The sequence below is a fragment of the Frigidibacter albus genome (assembly GCF_009908165.1).
In the GTDB taxonomy this organism is placed as follows: domain Bacteria; phylum Pseudomonadota; class Alphaproteobacteria; order Rhodobacterales; family Rhodobacteraceae; genus Frigidibacter; species Frigidibacter albus.
Window position 1 is genome coordinate 60,827 of the sequence record NZ_JAAAUC010000008.1, and the last position, 17,639, is coordinate 78,465.

Annotated in this window: 14 protein-coding genes; 4 read left to right on the forward strand and 10 right to left on the reverse strand. The window is 67.6% G+C overall.

Features of this window, described 5'->3' with window-relative positions; translation table 11 throughout:
• Positions 1–55: 55 nt before the first annotated feature.
• A complete protein-coding gene (locus GVY41_RS13220; RefSeq protein WP_161347262.1) occupies positions 56–1,147 on the forward strand; it encodes a Hint domain-containing protein in 1,092 nt (363 codons plus the stop codon).
• A gap of 16 nt (positions 1,148–1,163) precedes the next feature.
• On the opposite strand, the gene GVY41_RS13225 is transcribed toward GVY41_RS13220, so the two are convergent.
• Complete coding sequence (locus GVY41_RS13225; protein WP_161347264.1) at positions 1,164–1,622, reverse strand: Lrp/AsnC family transcriptional regulator; 459 nt, start codon at positions 1,620–1,622, stop codon at positions 1,164–1,166.
• An 88-nt stretch (positions 1,623–1,710) separates the two neighbouring features.
• Positions 1,711–2,169 carry an Lrp/AsnC family transcriptional regulator gene (locus GVY41_RS13230; RefSeq protein ID WP_161347266.1) on the reverse strand — a complete coding sequence of 153 codons (459 nt, stop codon included), beginning with the start codon at positions 2,167–2,169 and terminating at the stop codon, positions 1,711–1,713.
• 124 nt (positions 2,170–2,293) lie between these two features.
• Between GVY41_RS13230 and ilvC the strand changes: the two genes are divergently transcribed.
• Together ilvC and GVY41_RS13240 are read left to right on the forward strand one after the other, a co-directional pair.
• Positions 2,294–3,316: a ketol-acid reductoisomerase gene (ilvC, locus tag GVY41_RS13235; protein ID WP_161347268.1), complete on the forward strand. Its 1,023-nt coding sequence runs from the start codon at positions 2,294–2,296 to the stop codon at positions 3,314–3,316.
• A 247-nt stretch (positions 3,317–3,563) separates the two neighbouring features.
• Positions 3,564–4,748, forward strand: coding sequence for an OpgC family protein (locus GVY41_RS13240; protein WP_161347270.1), 1,185 nt, complete (start codon positions 3,564–3,566; stop codon positions 4,746–4,748).
• A gap of 1 nt (position 4,749) precedes the next feature.
• Here the strand turns inward: GVY41_RS13240 and glmM are convergent, their stop codons facing one another.
• From glmM to GVY41_RS13280, 8 genes are all read right to left on the reverse strand, one after another.
• Entirely contained in the window at positions 4,750–6,093 is a 1,344-nt protein-coding gene (gene glmM / locus GVY41_RS13245; protein WP_161347272.1) for a phosphoglucosamine mutase, read from the reverse strand.
• The gene (gene folP, locus GVY41_RS13250; RefSeq protein WP_161347275.1) at positions 6,090–7,106 is read right to left on the reverse strand and encodes a dihydropteroate synthase; all 1,017 of its coding nucleotides are present in this window, start codon (positions 7,104–7,106) and stop codon (positions 6,090–6,092) included. The genes glmM and folP overlap by 4 nt, the downstream gene beginning before the upstream one ends.
• Positions 7,107–7,144: 38 nt before the next feature.
• Entirely contained in the window at positions 7,145–8,062 is a 918-nt protein-coding gene (locus GVY41_RS13255) for a dihydroneopterin aldolase (RefSeq protein ID WP_161347277.1), read from the reverse strand.
• Positions 8,063–8,157: 95 nt separating this feature from the next.
• Positions 8,158–8,964 carry a cell wall hydrolase gene (locus GVY41_RS13260; protein ID WP_161347279.1) on the reverse strand — a complete coding sequence of 269 codons (807 nt, stop codon included), beginning with the start codon at positions 8,962–8,964 and terminating at the stop codon, positions 8,158–8,160.
• Between the two features lie 185 nt (positions 8,965–9,149).
• On the reverse strand, positions 9,150–11,720 hold the full coding sequence (locus tag GVY41_RS13265) for a putative PEP-binding protein (protein WP_161347281.1): 2,571 nt from the start codon (positions 11,718–11,720) through the stop codon (positions 9,150–9,152).
• A 176-nt stretch (positions 11,721–11,896) separates the two neighbouring features.
• Positions 11,897–14,131 (reverse strand): glycine--tRNA ligase subunit beta, encoded by a 2,235-nt coding sequence (gene glyS, locus GVY41_RS13270; protein WP_161347283.1) that lies wholly within the window; start codon positions 14,129–14,131, stop codon positions 11,897–11,899.
• Position 14,132: 1 nt separating this feature from the next.
• Positions 14,133–14,579, reverse strand: a complete 447-nt coding sequence (locus GVY41_RS13275) for a DUF6446 family protein (protein WP_170301196.1) — start codon at positions 14,577–14,579, stop codon at positions 14,133–14,135.
• A gap of 26 nt (positions 14,580–14,605) precedes the next feature.
• Positions 14,606–15,553, reverse strand: coding sequence for a glycine--tRNA ligase subunit alpha (locus GVY41_RS13280; protein ID WP_161347287.1), 948 nt, complete (start codon positions 15,551–15,553; stop codon positions 14,606–14,608).
• A gap of 184 nt (positions 15,554–15,737) precedes the next feature.
• Here GVY41_RS13280 and GVY41_RS13285 point away from each other — a divergent pair, with 184 nt between their 5' ends.
• Positions 15,738–17,624 carry a trypsin-like peptidase domain-containing protein gene (locus tag GVY41_RS13285; RefSeq protein ID WP_229726059.1) on the forward strand — a complete coding sequence of 629 codons (1,887 nt, stop codon included), beginning with the start codon at positions 15,738–15,740 and terminating at the stop codon, positions 17,622–17,624.
• The last annotated feature ends 15 nt before the right edge of the window (positions 17,625–17,639 follow it).

Consider the following 17,639-nt stretch of genomic DNA (forward strand, 5'->3'; position numbering starts at 1 on the left):
CATCTCAGCCAATTTGCCTCAATTCAGACACAATCATCGGCCAACCCGTTGATTGATGGCACAAACCTCGATCCAGATCATCTCTACCGACAATGTCACCGTGACCCACGCGGATGGCTCGCCCACGCGCAACGGCAACACCATCGAGAATGCGCTAAACGGCAATGCCTTCGGCTGGGAAACGCCCGACAACCTTGCCTTCACCTTCTCGACCGCCGCGCCGGTGACGATCAGCTTCGATGATTCAGATGGCGTGCTGCGGGACGATCCGGTGCTGCTGTCGATCGTCACCGATCAGCGGCTGACCGAAGAGGTGACCATCGACGGCACCACCTACACCCCCACGGACAGCACGATCCGCTGGTGGAACCCCGCCCCTGTCTATGTCGAGAACGAATACGAGGTCGTGCTGTTCGACGAGGATGGCACCGCCTATCGGATGGTCGGCGTCTCGATCACCACCGGCTACTCCACCACGGTCGTCGGCGTGACCTTCGACGGCGCCGCGCCTCCCGCCGGCACCACGCTCTATTACATCCAGGGCCAGTCCACCTATCACGGCAGTGGCCAGTCCGTCGCCATCTCGAACGCGACGATCTGCTTCCTGCGCGGCACGCTGATCGACACACCGCGCGGCCGCATTCCGGTGCAGGATCTGGTCGCGGGCGACGCGGTCACGACGCTGGACAATGGCACCCAACCCATCCGCTGGATCGGCAGCAGCCGCGTGTCAGGGCTTGGCGCCCTCGCCCCGATCCGCATCGGCGCCGGCGCGCTTGGCAATGACCGCGACCTGCTGGTGTCACCCAATCACCGCATGCTGCTGACCGGCCCCCGCGCCGAATTGCTGTTCGGCGAAGGCGAGGTGCTGATGGCGGCCAAGTTCCTGACCGCCGATGCGAGGGTCCGGTCCGAGCCCTGCGCGGTCGCCGAATATTACCACATCCTCTTTGACCGGCATGAGATCATCTTCGCCGAAGGCGCCCCCGCCGAAAGCCTGCATATGGGCGGCGAGGCCATTGGCGCGCTGGATGCCGAGGCCCGGGCCGAAATCGCCGCGATCTTCCCCGACCTGCAGCAGCGCACCGCCGGCCTGTCCCGCCCCGCCCTGACCCGGGTCGAGGCGCAGGTGCTGATGGCCGCCTGAGCCTAAGCCAGTTACATCACCCCAGCGGCCCCGGCCGCCGCTCCTCCGACAGCAGCACATTCGCCTCCACCTGTCCCACCCCCGGCAGCGTCATGATCCGCCGCCGCAGCACCCGCTCGAAATCGGCGATGTCGCGCGCCACCACCCGCAGGCGGTAGTCGAACAGCCCCAGCACATGCTGCACCACCTGCACCTCGGGGATCGCCGTCACCGCCCGCTCGAAATCATCGAGGCTGACGCGGCCCTTGGTCGCCAGCTTGATCCCCAGGAACACCGTCACCCCGAAGCCAAGCGCCTCGCGGTTCAAGACCACGCGCTGCCCCCTCAGGATCCCCGCCTCCTCCAGCCGCCGGATCCGCCGCCAGGCGCCGGGCTGGCTCAGCCCAAGGCGCCGCCCCAGCGCCCCCGCGCTTTGCGTGGCATCCGCCGACAACGCCCGCAAAAGCGCCCGGTCGATATCATCCAGGTCGATCATCGTTCTCTCCGGCATCATCTTCTTGCTGGCTGAAATATCCCGGGTGGGGTCTGGGGAGGGCAGCGTCCTCCCCAGCGGCCGGCCACACTCACAACGGCAAACTCTCCGCCTCCTTGATGGTCGCAATCAGCATCAGCGCCTCGATATCGGCGATATGCGGCAGGGTCAGGATGCGGCGGCGGTAGATCTCCTGATACTGGGCCATGTCGCGGGCGATCACGTTCAGCCGCACATCGACGCGGCCCAGGAAGGTCTCGATCCCGATCACCTCGGGCACCTCGCGCGCGGCGGCGATGAAGTCGTCAAAGGCCCGCGGATCGGTCTTATCGAGCGTGAAGCGCAGGCTGACCTCCACGCCGTAACCAAGCGCGCGCCAGTCGATCACCGCCTCCTGCCCGCGCAGGATGCCCTCGCTGCGCAGCCGCTCCAGCCGCCGCCAGCAAGTCGCGGTGGTCACCCCCGCCCGCCCGGCAAGGTCGGCGGTGGACAGCATCGGATCGGCCAGCAAATGGCGCAGGATGCGGCGGTCGGTATCGTCTGCAGACATTTTTCACATATCGCTGTTTCGGCGCATGATCTTTGCCAGAACCCCGCGCATTCGTCAAACTTTGCAGCCCGCACATCGCACCACCGCCTATGATCCCCGCATCACCTCCTGAAAGGACGCCCCAATGCGTGTGTATTATGACCGTGACTGCGACATCAACCTGATCAAGGACAAGAAGGTTGCCATCCTCGGCTATGGCAGCCAGGGCCATGCCCATGCGCTGAACCTGCGCGATTCCGGCGCCAAGAACCTCGTCGTCGCGCTGCGCGAGGGCTCGCCTTCCGCGAAGAAGGCCGAAGCCGAAGGCCTGAAGGTCATGGGCATCGCCGAAGCCGCCGCCTGGTGCGACCTGATCATGTTCACCATGCCCGACGAGCTGCAGGCCGACACCTACCGCAAATACGTGCATGACAACCTGAAGGACGGCGCCGCCATCGCCTTCGCCCACGGCCTCAACGTGCATTTCGGCCTGATCGAGCCGAAGCCGGGCGTCGATGTCATCATGATGGCGCCCAAGGGCCCCGGCCATACCGTGCGCGGCGAATATACCAAGGGCGGCGGTGTGCCCTGCCTCGTGGCCGTGCATCAGGACGCCTCGGGCAAGGCAATGGAACTCGGCCTGTCCTATTGCTCCGGCATCGGCGGCGGCCGGTCGGGCATCATCGAGACCAACTTCCGCCAGGAATGCGAAACCGACCTGTTCGGCGAGCAGGCCGTGCTCTGCGGCGGCCTGGTCGAGCTGATCCGCATGGGCTTCGAAACCCTGGTCGAAGCCGGCTACGAGCCGGAAATGGCCTATTTCGAATGCCTGCACGAAGTGAAGCTGATCGTCGATCTGATCTATGAGGGCGGCATCGCCAACATGAACTATTCGATCAGCAACACCGCCGAATATGGCGAATATGTCAGCGGCCCGCGGATCCTGCCCTATGAGGAGACCAAGGCCCGCATGAAGGCCGTGCTGACCGACATCCAGACCGGCAAGTTCGTGCGCGACTTCATGCAGGAAAACGCCGTCGGCCAGCCGTTCTTCAAGGCCACCCGCCGCATCAATGACGAGCACCAGATCGAGAAGGTCGGTGAAAAGCTGCGCGCGATGATGCCCTGGATCTCCAAGGGCAAGATGGTCGACAAGGCCCGCAACTAAGCCGGCCCGGAACGCAAGACCTGAAAGGGCGCCCCTTGGGCGCCCTTTTGCATGGGCCCGGCGGGTTCCTGCCGCAGCCGGGGCAACATCCGGCCGATTGCCGACCGGGCGGGAACCGAAGCGCCCCTTTGCGGCTTTTGCTTGCGAGCATCCGTGCATAGACCCAGCTGGCTGCCGGCCCGCGCAATCCCTGCGCAGGCCGCATCCCCGCCTTTGCCCGGCCCAACACGACATAAGGATTGCCGACATGCGGCTTGCAATTCTGGACGGATTCCGGGGGTTCTTCCTCCTGTTCATGATGATCGCCCATGCGAACGCGTATCTCAGCGCGCCGCTTGGCAAATGGAACCACCATTATTTCGGCTGGGTCGAGGATGCGCAGGGCTTCGTGTTCATCTCGGGCCTCGTCGTGGCGCTGGTTTATGCCCGGCGCCTCTTGCGCAAGGGCGAGGCCTCGATGCGCGAGGGCATCGGCGCCCGGATCCGCACCATCTACACTTATCACGCGGCGCTGATCCTGTTCTTCCTCGCCTGCGCGCTGCTGCTGCCGCTGATCGGCCTTCAGGCCGACATCCTGCGCCAGCAGGCCGAGGAGCCGTTCGTCTTTACCCTCGCCTCGCTGTTCCTTCTGACCGGCACCATGCATATGGGCATCTTGCCGATGTATCTGTTCTTCATGATCGCCACGCCCGCCGTGCTGGTCATGTTCCATACGGGGCGCGCGCCGGTTGTGCTGGCCGGCTCCATCGCGCTGTGGCTGCTGGCCCAGACCGGCTGGCCGGACCTTCTGCAACTGCCGGTCGAGGCGGCGGCGGCCAATGCCGGGCATCCGTTCAACATCGGCATCTATTTCAACATCTTCGGCTGGCAGGCGCTGTTCGTTGCGGGCCTGTGGATCGGCTGGCTTGTCGCCAACCGGCAGCTGAATCTGGACCGGCTGAAGACGCCCGCCATGCAGCAGGTGTTCTGGATCGCGCTGGCGGCCTACCTGATCCTCGGCGTGTTCGACGTGATGGCCTATAGCGGCTGGGGCAGCGACGGCTGGCGCCGCATCGCCTTTGCCTCGATCGACCGCGGCAACCTTCACATCATCTATGTCGTGGCCTTCGCGGTGAACCTCTACCTCGTCACCTGGCTGGTCGTGGCTGGCCCCTCAAGTGAGTGGCCCGGCCTTGCATTGGTCGGGCGCTTCATCGGCTGGCTGTTCACCCGGAACGCGCTGGTGCGGCTCGGCGAGCACTCGCTGCAGATCTTCGCGGCGCATATCCTCGTGGTCTATGCCCTGTCGCTCTGGGCGCAGGACCGAGAGCCGCTGGAGCCGATGCTGGCGAACATCCTTCTGTTGACCAGCATCCTGCCACTCTATGCCGTGGCATGGCTGCATGACCGGGTGAAGGAACGCCGGGCGCTGGCGGCCGAGGCCCGCGCCTGATCTACGCCGCCCTTTCGAGGGCGGCGACGATCCCCTCGACCGAACGGGCCAGCAAGGCCTCATCCTCGCATTCCGCCATCACCCGGATCAGCGGCTCGGTCCCCGACTTGCGGATCAGCAGCCGCCCCTGTCCCTGCAGCGCCGCCTCGGCCTCGGCGATCACCCGCCGGACCCCGGCACTGGCCAGCGGCTCCTGCCCCGCCTGATAGCGCACGTTCTTCAGCATCTGCGGCACCGTCTCGAACTGCCGCACCAGCGCCGAGGCCGGCTGCCCGGTCTCGGCCATCGCCGCCAGAAACTGCAAGCCAGCGATCAGCCCGTCCCCTGTCGTCGCATAATCGGTCATCACGATATGCCCCGACTGCTCACCGCCAAGGTTGAAACCGCCCTCGCGCATCCGCTCCACCACATAGCGATCCCCGACCGCGGTGCGTTCCAGCCGCAGCCCGCGGCCCTGCAAGAACCGCTCCAGCCCCAGGTTCGACATCACGGTGGCGACCAGCGCCCCGCCCTTCAGCCGCCCCGCCTCGGCCCACCGCGCCGCCAGCAGCGCCATGATCTGGTCGCCATCGGCAACCCGGCCGGTCTCGTCGAGGATCATCACCCGGTCGGCATCGCCGTCAAGGCTGATACCCAGATCCGCGCCATGCGCCACCACCGCCTCGGCGGCGGTCTGGGTATAGGTCGACCCGCAGCGGTCATTGATATTGGTGCCGTTGGGCGACACGCCGACCGGGATCACCTCGGCCCCCAGCTCCCACAGCACCTCGGGTGCGGCGCGGTAGGCGGCGCCATTGGCGCAATCCACCACCACCTTGAGGCCCGTCAGCCGGCCCCGATGCGGAAATGTGGTCTTGGCATATTCGACATAGCGCGCCAGCCCGCCATCCACCCGCTTGGCCCGCCCGATATTCTCGGGCTGCGCCAGCCGGATCTCACCGGCCAGCGCCGCCTCGATCTCGGCCTCCACCTCGTCCGACAGCTTGAACCCGTCTGGGCCGAAGAACTTGATGCCATTGTCATGCGCCGGGTTGTGGCTGGCGGAAATCATGATCCCCAGATCCGCCCGCATCGAGCGGGTGAGGAACCCCACCGCCGGCGTCGGCACTGGCCCTAGCAGCAGCACGTTCATCCCGGTGGAGGTGAGGCCCGCCGTCAGCGCGTTTTCCAGCATGTAGCCCGACAGGCGCGTGTCCTTGCCGATCACCACCCGGTGCCCGTTGCGCCCGTCGGTGCGGAACCAGCGCCCCGCCGCCGCGCCAAGCCGCAGCGCCATCTCGGCGGTCATCGGATAGGTGTTGGCGGTGCCGCGCACCCCGTCTGTGCCGAACAGATTGCGTGTCATTCACTGTATCCCATCTGCAATGCCTGCCAAAGCCGGATGCCCTGCGTCACCTCGGCCACATCATGAACCCTGTGGATCTGCGCCCCCTGCGCCAGCCCCGCCAGCGTCAGCGCCAGCGTGCCGGGGGCGCGGTCCTCGGCCCGCTCTGCCCCGCCGATGCTGCCGATGAACCGCTTGCGCGACACCCCCAGCAGGATCGGGCAGCCAAGGCCATGAAACAGCGACAGCCCGCGCAGCAGCGTCAGGTTGTGCTGCAGCGTCTTGCCAAAGCCGATGCCGGGGTCGATGCAGATGCGCGCGCGGGGAATGCCCGCCGCTTCCGCCGCCGCCACGCGCGCGGCCAGCGCGTCATAGACGTCCAGCAACACATCGCCGTAGCGCGGGTCGAGGTGCATCGTCGCCGGTGTGCCCTGGCTGTGCATCAGGCAGACCGGCGCGCCGGCATCGGCCACCACCCCCGCCAAGGCCGGGTCGAACTCCAGTCCCGAGACGTCATTGACCAGATTGGCGCCGACCTGCAGCGCCACCGCCGCCACCGCGCCCTTGCGCGTGTCGATCGACACCGGCAGCGCGAAACCGCCATCGCGCAGCGCCGCAATCACCGGGCCGGTGCGGGCCAGCTCTTCGGCCGGCGAGACCTCGGGCGCGCCGGGCCGCGTCGACTCGCCCCCGATATCGAGGATCGCCATCCCCTCGGCCTGCATCTTGCGGGCGCGGGCCAGCGCCGCTTCGGGCGCGAGGAACCGGCCGCCATCGGAAAAGCTGTCCGGCGTCACGTTCAGGATGCCCATCACCTGCGGGCGGTCCATCGCCAGCCCGGCCAGCGCCGGGCGCGGGGCGGTCAGGCGCTCTTGCACCTCACCCGGCAGGTCAGACGCGGCGATGAGGCCCTGCGAGCCCTCACGGCTCAGCACCTCGACCCGGTCGAACCAGCACCAGCCCCCGGCCAGGGTCAGGGCCCCCGGCGGGCGGGCGGCGTCGGTCTCAGCAATCGGTCGGTAATACATCGTCATTGCGCCATTCAGCGCATCGCGCCCGGCTTGGCAAGCGGTCAGGCGGGCACCCGCGTCACCGGCACGCGGCTTCCTGCCGGAACCGAAACATCGCCGTGAACGTCGAGCCCATCCGCCGCCAGCATCTCGGCCAGCCACAGCGCCAGCGCAACCGCATCGCGGGCCGGCGCCTTCGGCCCGTCCACCGCATCCAGCACGATCTTCGACGGCGCCCAGACGATCATCTGCCGGTGCTTCATCGCCCAGTCGATTTCCGTCCGCGTCGCCACCACCACGCAGCGCCGGTCGCGCGCCGCCAGCACCCAGGCGTTCTGCTCGATGGCCAGCAGGTCGATGCGGCGCTGCGTCGGCCCGTGGTTCGAAGCGGGGGGTGGCACATCCGCAGGCCCCACGGTCAGGATCACCGGCTGGCCGCTGGCCTCCAGCGCATCGAGCCGCGCGGCAAGGTCCGGCGCGGCAATCGCGGCGTTCGACAGGAACACCACCCGCGGATGCAGCGCGGCCTCGGTCCCGTCGGCATGGGTCGCGCGCAGCGGCACCGCGGCACGCGAGCGCACGATTTCCACCCCAAGCGCGCCGGGGCCGCGGTCCAGCTTCTCGATCCGCACGAAGACCCGCATCGCCTGCGGCACCGACAACACCCGCTCGGCCACCCGCTCGGCCAGCGTCTCCAGCAGGTTGAGCCGTTCGGCGGCAAGTTCCGCCTGAATGGATTCGGTCAGATGGTCATAGGACAGGATCCGGTCCACATCGTCCGCCAGCGGCGCCTGCTGCGGGCGCACCTCCACCACCAAATTGAAGCGCAGGCGCTGCGTCTGGCCGCGCTCCTGCTGGAACGCGCCAATGTCCGCCTCCACGATGTGATCGCGCAGGCTGATCCGGTCACGAGGATCGGCCCCGGCCGAGGCTTCGGCGCGCTCTTCGGGATGGGCGAAGGCCAGGCGGATATCGGTCATGTCGGGGCCTTTGTCAGGGTCGGCCGATATATACCGCCGCGGCGGGCAGGCGAAAGCCCGAAGGCGTCACCCGGCGGCCAGCAGCGACCCCCGGATCAGTCCTGCTTGGTCCGGGCGCTTTGGCGCAGCGGCGCCGTGGCCGTCGCGACTTGTGCCGGGGCAGCCGAGGCCACGCGCATCGGTTCGCGGTAGAAGATATGCGAGCCGATCTTGGCGGTGCGTGTAAAGCTGCGCGCCCATTTCGGGTTCACGGCCGGCGTGTGGAAATGGGTGGCCCCCTGCGTCAGCTCGCGCGGCGCACCGTCCAGCATCGCCCGCGCGATCCGCCCGGCCACGTCCCAGGCACGGCGGTCGCCGATGGTTTCGGGCTTGCCGTCGCAGGTATAGGAGAACTGGCAGCCGCCCTTGCCGCCCTGGTTGACGACGCCGCAGATGCTGTTGGGATAGGTCCGCGCCTCGACACGGTTCAGGATCACCTCGGCGACGGCGGCCTGCCCGTGCAGGCTCTCGCCACGGGCTTCGAAATAGAGCGCGGTAGCAAGACAGCGGAACTGCTGGTCACCCTTGGGGGCCGGCTGCGCAGCCAGCCACATCGGATCGGTGACGCGCGGCGCCCCTTCGGTGGCCTTGCGGGCTGCGGCGCGGGTCGGCGCATTGGTGGAGGCGACAGCAGCGAAGAGCGGGCGTTTTGCAGTCTTCTGCGGCTCTGCGACCAGACCGGCAAGCCTCGAACCCTCGACAAGGGCAAGGCCGGCACGTTCCTGTCCCAGAAGCTGGGCGAGGCGGGCGTCGATAGGGGCGGTCGGATCGTTCGACTGGCTCACACTGACTTCGGCCGCAAGGCCGCTGGAGAGGGCGACAGTCAGGGCACATGCCCCCGCCCAGATCTTCAGCACATTCATCAAATGGGTTCCTGGTATTGCCAAAATGCTGCAACCGCGAAAGTCACAGCATCGGGGACATATCCGAAAAACCGATTTTGGTCCACGCGAACGGAAAAAATGGGCGAGAAACCGCCGACAAGCGGTTCTTCAGCCTCTGCGCGCAGGGTCCGAATCAGGCCCCTGCCGCACTAGGGATAGCGGTCCTAGCGGCGATTTCCAGCGGTATTCTGCGGTCTGGCCCGATCCAGCAGCGCAAAATGCGCCGCCGCCAACCGCGCCACCGGAACCCGGTAGGGCGAGCATGACACATAGTCGAATCCGGCCGCGCGGCAGAAGGAAATCGATTCGGGATTGCCGCCATGCTCGCCGCAGATCGACACGGTCAGATCCGGCCGCGTCTCCCTCCCGCGCTTGGCGCCGATCAGCAGCAATTCCCCCACCCCATCCTCGTCGAGCATGTGGAACGGATCCTCGCGGTAGACCCCCTGGCTGACGTAAGAGCCCATGAACCGCCCCGCATCGTCGCGCGACAGGCCATAGGTCATCTGGGTCAGGTCATTGGTCCCGAACGACAAGAACGCCGAATGCTGCGCGATCTCGCCCGCCCGCAGCGCCGCCCGCGGCGTTTCCACCATCACCCCCAGCCGGTAGTCGAAATCCGCCCCGGTCTCGTTGCGCACCGCTGCCGCCACCGCATCGGTGCGGGTCTTCACGATCTCGACCTCGCGCTTGGCCGACACCAGCGGGATCATGATTTCCGGCACCACCGCCGCCCCGCGCCGGCTGGCCTCCACCGTCGCCTCGAAGATCGCGCGGGTCTGCATGTCGTAGATTTCCGGCACGGTGATCCCCAGCCGCACGCCGCGCATCCCCAGCATCGGGTTGAACTCGGTCAGCGCCTCGACCCGCCGCGTCACTTCCGACAGCGGCCGGTCCAGCGCCTCGGCCAGCTCGCGCATCCCCTCGCGGTCATGCGGCAGGAACTCGTGCAGCGGCGGGTCGAAGAGGCGAATGCAGACCGGCAGCCCGGCCATGATGTCGAAAAGCGCAATGAAATCCGCCCGTTGCATCGGCAGCAGGCGCTCCAGCGCCACCCGACGGTCCTCGCCGGTATCGGCAAAGATCATCTCGCGCATCACCGTCAGGCGGTCTTCGTCAAAGAACATGTGCTCGGTGCGGCAAAGCCCAATCCCCTCCGCCTCGAACATCCGCGCGGTGCGGGCATCGTCGGGCGTGTCGGCATTGGCGCGGATGCCGATGTCGCGCACATTGTCGGCCCATCGCAGCAGCGTGCGGAACCCGTCATCCAGCGCCGGTTCCAGCATCGCCGGACTGCCCGCCAGCACCTCGCCCGTCGTGCCATCCACCGTCAGCGTGTCGCCCTCGCGGAACACCCGGCCATCCGGGCCGGTCAGCGTGCGTTCCCGCCCGTTCAGCCTTATGTCCGAGGCGCCGACGATGGCCGGCAGCCCCAGCCCGCGGGCGATCACCGCCGCATGGCTGGTCATCCCGCCGCGTTCCGTCAGCACGGCAACCGAGGCATGCATCCCGCGAATATCCTCGGGCGCCGTCTCGCGCCGCACCAGGATGCAGGGCTCGTCGCGCGCGGCGCTGGCTTGCGCCGCGGCGGCGGTGAACACGATCTTGCCGGTTGCCGCGCCGGGGCTGGCGGCAATGCCGCGGCCCACCTTGTCGCGCGGTTGACGCGGATCGACCTGGAAGTGCAGAAGGTCCGACAGCGCCCGCGGCTCTACCCGCAGCAGCGCATCCTCGCGGCTGATGATCCCGTCATTGGCCATCGCCACCGCGATCCGCACCGCGGCGCGGGACGAGCGTTGCACCCGCACCGCGTCGATCACCTTGATCGCGCCGTTTTCCAGCGCAAATTCGATCTGCATCTCCTCGCGCAGCCGCTCGCGGCAGGCGCGGCCGTGGCGCAGCAGCTCGGCGAACAGCTCCGGCGCCACATCCTCCAGCGCCGGGCCGCGCGGGTCGGCGACCAGATACAGCGTCTCCTCGGAAATGCTGCCATCGGCGCGCGGCCCCTGCTCCTGCCCGCGGAACCGCCCGGTGATCTGCGGCGCGCCGGTCACGCCATCGACAAACTGGATGGTGCCCGATCCCGACAGCCCCGGCCCGATGGCCTGCACCATGCCCTGCACCACAAGCCCAAGCGCGGCTTCAGTCGGCGCGCCCTTGGCGGCGCGCAGCAGCCGCGCGGTGGTGCCTTCCCAGGCGCGGGCCATGCTGCGCAGCACCTCGGCCAATTGCCGTGCGGAGTCTTGCGGGAAGGGCTCGTCCGTCTCGGCCTCATAGGCCGCCAGCGCCGCCTGCAGCGCGCCGTGCCCCGGCGGGGCCGAGAACATGTCGGGGTCCAGCCGCGCCACATGCAGCGCAAAGGCCTGCACGAAGCGCAGGTACAGCGCATCCGCCGCCTCGGCCCCGTGGGTTTCCGTCAACGCCGCGTGGCGTTCGGCGTTCATGCCCACGTTCAGCACCGTGCCCGGCCCGCCCCAGGCCGGGTTCTCCGGCGAGGGCCGGATCGACACCAGCGAGTCAGAGCCGAACAGCGCCATCAGCTTGCCGGTATCGGGCATCTGCCCCGCCGCAATCGCGCGCACGCTGTCACAGGGCAGCGCCACCGTCGGCGGCACCGGCAGGTCGAGCCGGATCAGCCGCTGCAGGCATTTCGCCCGCCAGCCATGCCGCGCGGTGCTGACATCGGCCGAAGGCTCGATCAGCGTGAACTCAGCGAAATCGGCATGTTTCTGCACTGCGGCGAACTCCTGTTGGCCGCAGCATACGCCGCTTCCGATTCTCCGCAAGTGGGCCAAAGAGCCAATTCGGGGGGCAAGCTGCCCCCAAACATGGCAGTTACGTTACGTCTGCACGATTTTACCGCGACATATCAGGCGGTCAGAGGAGAAATGGCGCAGAATCGAGGGCGGGCCTAGCCCTCGATCTTGTTCAGGTCCGCGACCGACAGACAGATGGTCCGGATCCGGCTCAGCAGGTTCAGCCGGTTACGCCGCACCACAGCATTCTCGGAATTGACCTGCACCGCGGTGAAGAAGGCATCAATCGGCGCGCGCAGGCCGGCCATCGCCGCCATCGCCGCGCCGAAATCCTCGGCCTTCATCGCCGGCGCGATCACCGCCTCGGCCCCGTCGAGCGCGGCGAACAGCGCGCGCTCCTCATCGGCCTCGGCGAACTTCACCTCGGCCCCGAACGAGTATTCCACCCCGTCCTTGGCCTCGGCCTGGGCAAGTATATTCGCCGCCCGCTTGAAGCCCTGCAGCAGGTTGGCGCCATCCTCGGTCTTGAGGAAGGCCGCCAGTGCCTGCGCCCGCTTGACCAGCAGCGTCAGATCATCATTGCCGGGCATGGCAAGACAGGCGTCGATGATGTCGTGGCGGACGCCCTGATCGCGCAGGAAGACCTTGAGGCGGTCGTGGAAGAAGGCGAGGAGGTCGGCGGATTGCGACGTGATTTTCGTCAGAACAGCCTCCGCTTCAGGCGTACCAGCTCTCACCCTGACATCGTCTAGCGAAGTTTCCGCCAAGGTCGCTGCTATGTCGCTTTTCCCGAGCCGCGAGAGCGCAAGTCCCGCCTCATTTACTTTGGCAGCCTGTGCAGCGCCTAACTGGAAGCCAACGTGCTTTGCGATCAACAGCGCCAAGGTATGGTGAATTTCAATCCGCACCCCATTCCCCAGCACCAATCGGATCACCCCCAACGCCGCCCTTCTTAGCGCGTAGGGATCCTTGCTCCCGGTCGGCTTCTCGTCAATCGCCCAGAAGCCGGTCAGCGTATCCAACTTGTCGGCCAGCGCCACCGCCACCGAAACCGGATCGCTCGGCACATCGTCGGACGGCCCCAGCGGCTGGTAATGCGCCTTGCAGGCCAGCGCGACCGCCTCGGGCAGGCCTGCGGCGCGGGCGTAGTAGCTGCCCATCAGCCCCTGAAGCTCGGGGAACTCCCCCACCATCGCCGATTGCAGGTCGGCCTTCGCCACGGCGGCAGCCTTCCCGGCAAGCTCAACGTCGGCACCAACCAGCGGCGCGATCTCGCGCGCCAGCGCTTCGATGCGGGTGATGCGGTCCTTCTGAGACCCGAGTTTGTTGTGGAAGGTCACGTTGGCAAGGCCCTCGGCCATACCTTCGAGTCCTTTGTGAAGAACGGCCCGCAAGTCATTCTCCCAAAAGAACTTTGCGTCGCTGAGCCTCGCGCGCAGAACCTTGCCGTTCCCGTGCAGGATCGTCGCCCCGTCATCCGCCGTCTCGCGGTTCGCCACGGTGATGTAGCGCTCGATCCGGCCCGTCTTCGGGTTGCGGACCGAGAAGAACTTCTGGTGCTCCTTCATCGAGGTTTGCAGGACTTCCGGCGGAAGCCCCAGAAATTCCTCACCAATCTGGCCCATCAGCACCACCGGCCATTCGACCAGCCCGGCAATCTCGGCCAGCAGCGCGCGGTCCTCGACCACCTCCAGCCCCGCGGCAAAGGCGGCGCTGGTGGCGTCGGCCCAGATATGGGCCTCGCGCTCGGCAGGGTCCAGAACCACGAAGGCGCGCTTTAACTTCGCCGCGTAATCCTCGAAATTCGTTACAGAAAACTTCGTTAGCGCCATGAAGCGGTGCCCCTGCGTGCTGTTCCCCGCCACGATCCCGTCCACGGTCAGCGGAACCACCTCCGCCCCCGCCTCATCGGTCAGGATGCACAGGATGCTGTGCAGCGGGCGCACCCAACGCAAGCTGCCCGTCCCCCAACGCATTGATTTCGGCCACGGAAAGCTGCGGATCGCGGCCTCCAGCACTTCCGCCACGATCTCCGCCGCCTTGCGGCCCGGCTTTTCGACCACGGCGAACCAGACCTGGCCCTTCTTGTCGTCGCGCAGCTGCAACTGATCCTTCGTCAGCCCGGTAGACCGCAGGAACCCCTCCAGCGCCGCATCCGGCGCATCGGCCTTGGGCCCCTTGCGTTCCTCGCGCAGCAGCGGGCTTTCGGCCGTCAGCCCCTGCACCGTCAGCGCGAGCCGGCGGGGGGTCGAGAAGGCCGCGGCGCCGGCATAGGTCAGCCCGGCCTCGACGAGGCCATCGGTCACCAGCTTGCGCAGATCCTCGCGGGCGCGTCCTTGCATCCGCGCCGGAATTTCCTCGGAGAAAAGTTCGATCAGAAGGTCTGCCATGTCACTCTTCCAGGGAATCGTTGATCTGGTTCCAGGCATAGGCGCGGCCATCGGGATAGATGGCCACAACCCGGTCGACGCCCGGACGGATGTTTTCTTCGGACAGGAACGCCACCGCCTCGCCGGTTTCCAGCGCCGCGCCGATCTGGCTCGCGTCGAAGCACTCGAACCATCCCGGCGCGATCAGCGGGGTCGGCGTGGCATAGACGCGGTAGGTTTCGGTCAGCAGCGCAAGGCTCATCGGGGTGTGGAAGCAGCCGCGATAGCGCAGCGGCGAGGTCTCCGCGTCGATGCCCTCGAAGCTGTCGGCCAGGATCGGTTCCGGCTGGCCGCTTGCGACCGAGGTCAGCCGCAGCTCTGCCCCCGGCGCGGTGGCCGGGATCGGCTGGTAATAGCCATAGACCTGCAGGTAATAGAGCACCGCGCCCGCGGCCAGTGCCGTTACCATGACGAAACTCCCGACAATCTTGCCATTCACGCCGCGGCCTCGCTTGTTGCGCCGCCACCCGTGCCGCCGCCGGCTTCGGTGGTGACGAAGGCATCGGCGCATTTCTTTGCCAGCGCCCGGACACGGCCGATATAGGCCTGCCGTTCGGTGACAGAGATCACGCCGCGCGCGTCCAGGAGGTTGAAGAGATGACTGGCCTTGATGCACTGGTCATAGGCCGGATGCGCCATGACGATGGCCCGCCCGGCGCTGTCTTCCAGCGGCGCGGCAAGGATACGCTCGCACTCCGCCTCGGCATCCTTAAAATGGCTCAGCAGCATCGCGGTATCGGCCTGATCGAAGTTCCAGCGGCTGTATTCCTGCTCTGTCTGCCGGAACACGTCGCCGTATTTCAGCGCGATGGGGGCCTGCGGGTCGTTATAGGGCATGTCCATGACGTGATCGATGCCAAGCACATACATCGCCAGCCGTTCGAGCCCATAGGTCAACTCACCCGACACCGGGCGGCAGTCATGCCCGCCGACCTGCTGGAAATAGGTGAACTGGCTGACCTCCATCCCGTCGCACCAGACCTCCCAGCCAAGGCCCCAGGCGCCGAGGGTGGGGCTTTCCCAGTCATCCTCCACAAAGCGGATGTCATGCAGGGCCAGGTCGATGCCGATGGCGGCGAGGCTGCCCAGATACAGCTCCTGCAGATCGGGGGGCGAGGGTTTGATCAGCACCTGGAACTGGTAGTAGTGCTGCAGGCGGTTCGGGTTCTCGCCATAGCGCCCGTCGGTCGGGCGGCGCGAGGGCTGGACATAGGCCGCGGCCCAGGGCCGGGCCCCAAGCGCGCGCAGCGTGGTCGCCGGGTGGAAGGTGCCCGCCCCCACCTCCATGTCATAGGGTTGCAGCACGGCGCAGCCCTTGGCCGCCCAGTAGGTCTGCAGGCGCAGGATGATCTCCTGGAAGGAACGCGGAGCCGTATCTGTCATGGGTAGTCTCCCGGCGGGCTGGGTCTGGCCTGCGCGGCAGTGCAGCGCAGGCGCGCGTTCTCAATAGGCAACAGGGGCGGGGTGGTCAATCAGCGCCCCGCGCGAAAGTGAACCCGTGGCCTTGACCTCTCTGTTACGTTCCGAACAGTGGCGGAAAGAAGAACAACTGCGGGGTGCAGGCGGAATGAGACGTGCGGGAGTGTGGGTGTGCGTGGCGGTCGCGGTGATGATCGGCGCGGTGGTATCGGTGCAGAGCGCGTCGGCGCAGGAAGCTTATGTGCAGATCGAGGCGCAGCCGAGCCTGCGCGCTGCGGAAGAACGGGTGCGGGCCTATTCGGGCGTGTTCCCCGATGTGGCCGGCTTTGCGATGGATACCGGCTGGTATGCGATCGCGCTTGGCCCCTTCTCGCCGGAGGAGGCCGAGCGGCGGCTGCAGGTGCTGCGCGGCGAGCGGATGATCCCGGCCGACAGCTACCTGGCCGATACCAGCCGCTTCCGCCAGCAGTTCTGGCCGGTGGGCGCGATGGTGGCGCCCGGCGTGCCCGACGCCCTGCCGGGACGGGACATCACCCAAAGCGTGATGCCCGAGGTCATTGCACCGCCGGTGGTACTGCCAGACACGACGGTGCCGGAGACGGCCCTGCCAGAGACTGCCCTGCCAGAGACCGCACTGCCAGAGACGGCGTTTCCCGAAACCGCCCTGCCCGAGGTCGCAGAGCCGGTGCTGCCCGAGCCCGAACCCGAGGAAACGCTGCAACAGGCCCGCGCCGGCGAGGCGGCGCTGAATGCCGAGGAACGCCGCCTGCTGCAGACTGCCCTGCAGTGGGAAGGCTTCTACACCGCCGCCATCGACGGCGCCTTTGGCCCCGGCACCCGCGCCAGCATGTCTGCGTGGCAGGCGGCGGCAGGGCATGACGAGACCGGCGTGCTCACCACGCGCCAGCGCGCCGAGCTTCTGGACGGCTACCGCGCCGATCTGGCGGCGCTTGGGCTGGAGGCCGTCACCGATGCCGAGGCCGGGATCGAGGTCACCATGCCGACCGCGCTGGTGGAATTCTCGCGCTACGAGCCGCCCTTCGTGCAGTACACCGAGAAGGCCGGGTCGGGCGTGCAGGTGATCTTGATCTCGCAACAGGGCGATGCCTCCACCTTGGCGGGGCTCTATGACCTTCTGCAGACGCTGGAGGCGATCCCGCTGGAGGGGGAACGCTCGCTTGGCCGCGCCTCCTTCACCATCGAGGGCACCAGTGCCTCGGTGCAGTCCTACACGCAGGCGGAACTGCGCGGCGGGCTGATCAAGGGCTTCATCCTGACCTGGACGCCGCAGAACGCCGAGCGGATGCCGCGGGTGGTGGAGGCGATGAAGACCTCGTTCCGCGGGATCGGTGACCGGGCACTGGATGCCTCGCTGGGGGTGCCCTCCACCGAAAGCGGGGCGGCGCTGATGGCGGGCCTCGAGGTACGGCGGCCGATGCTGGCGCGGTCGGGCTTCTACATCGACGCGGGCGGCACGGTGGTGACCACGGCCGAGGCGGTGCAGGGCTGCAGCAAGATCACGCTGGATGGCGGGCCCGAGGCCACGGTGGCCTTCATGGATGCCGCCATGGGCGTGGCGGTACTGCGGCCGGCGCAGCGGCTGGCGCCGCCCGCGACGGCCGAGTTCCGTAGCGCGCCCTTGCGGGCGGGCAGCGAAGTGGCGGTGGCGGGCTTTGCCTATGCCGATGTGCTGCAGGCGCCGGTGATGACCTTCGGCAGCCTCGCCGAGGCGCAGGGCCTGAACGGCGAGCCGGATCTGGCGCGGCTGGCGCTGGCGGCGCTGCCCGGCGATGCCGGCGGCCCGGTGGTCGATGCCAGCGGCGCGGTGACGGGGATGCTGCTGCCGCGGGCGCAGACCGATGGCCGGGTGCTGCCCGCCGATGTCAGCTTCGCGCTGAACGGCGGCGTGCTGGCGACGCTGCTGGCCGAGAACGGCTTCACCCCGGCGCCGAGCACAGGCAGCGGGGCGATGGCGGCGGAGGATCTGACGGATCACTCGCTGAAGATGACGGTGCTGGTGTCGTGCTGGGAGTGAACTGAGAGGGTGGCC

Excerpts from the sequence above, each read along its gene's own strand:
- GVY41_RS13220 (WP_161347262.1), top strand. The coding sequence starts at position 56 with ATGGCACAAACCTCGATCCAGATCATCTCTACCGACAATGTCACCGTG.
- GVY41_RS13225 (WP_161347264.1), bottom strand. The coding sequence starts at position 1,622 with ATGATCGACCTGGATGATATCGACCGGGCGCTTTTGCGGGCGTTGTCG.
- GVY41_RS13230 (WP_161347266.1), bottom strand. The coding sequence starts at position 2,169 with ATGTCTGCAGACGATACCGACCGCCGCATCCTGCGCCATTTGCTGGCC.
- ilvC (WP_161347268.1), top strand. The coding sequence starts at position 2,294 with ATGCGTGTGTATTATGACCGTGACTGCGACATCAACCTGATCAAGGAC.
- GVY41_RS13240 (WP_161347270.1), top strand. The coding sequence starts at position 3,564 with ATGCGGCTTGCAATTCTGGACGGATTCCGGGGGTTCTTCCTCCTGTTC.
- glmM (WP_161347272.1), bottom strand. The coding sequence starts at position 6,093 with ATGACACGCAATCTGTTCGGCACAGACGGGGTGCGCGGCACCGCCAAC.
- folP (WP_161347275.1), bottom strand. The coding sequence starts at position 7,106 with ATGACGATGTATTACCGACCGATTGCTGAGACCGACGCCGCCCGCCCG.
- GVY41_RS13255 (WP_161347277.1), bottom strand. The coding sequence starts at position 8,062 with ATGACCGATATCCGCCTGGCCTTCGCCCATCCCGAAGAGCGCGCCGAA.
- GVY41_RS13260 (WP_161347279.1), bottom strand. The coding sequence starts at position 8,964 with ATGAATGTGCTGAAGATCTGGGCGGGGGCATGTGCCCTGACTGTCGCC.
- glyS (WP_161347283.1), bottom strand. The coding sequence starts at position 14,131 with ATGGCAGACCTTCTGATCGAACTTTTCTCCGAGGAAATTCCGGCGCGG.
- GVY41_RS13275 (WP_170301196.1), bottom strand. The coding sequence starts at position 14,579 with ATGGTAACGGCACTGGCCGCGGGCGCGGTGCTCTATTACCTGCAGGTC.
- GVY41_RS13280 (WP_161347287.1), bottom strand. The coding sequence starts at position 15,553 with ATGACAGATACGGCTCCGCGTTCCTTCCAGGAGATCATCCTGCGCCTG.
- GVY41_RS13285 (WP_229726059.1), top strand. The coding sequence starts at position 15,738 with ATGAGACGTGCGGGAGTGTGGGTGTGCGTGGCGGTCGCGGTGATGATC.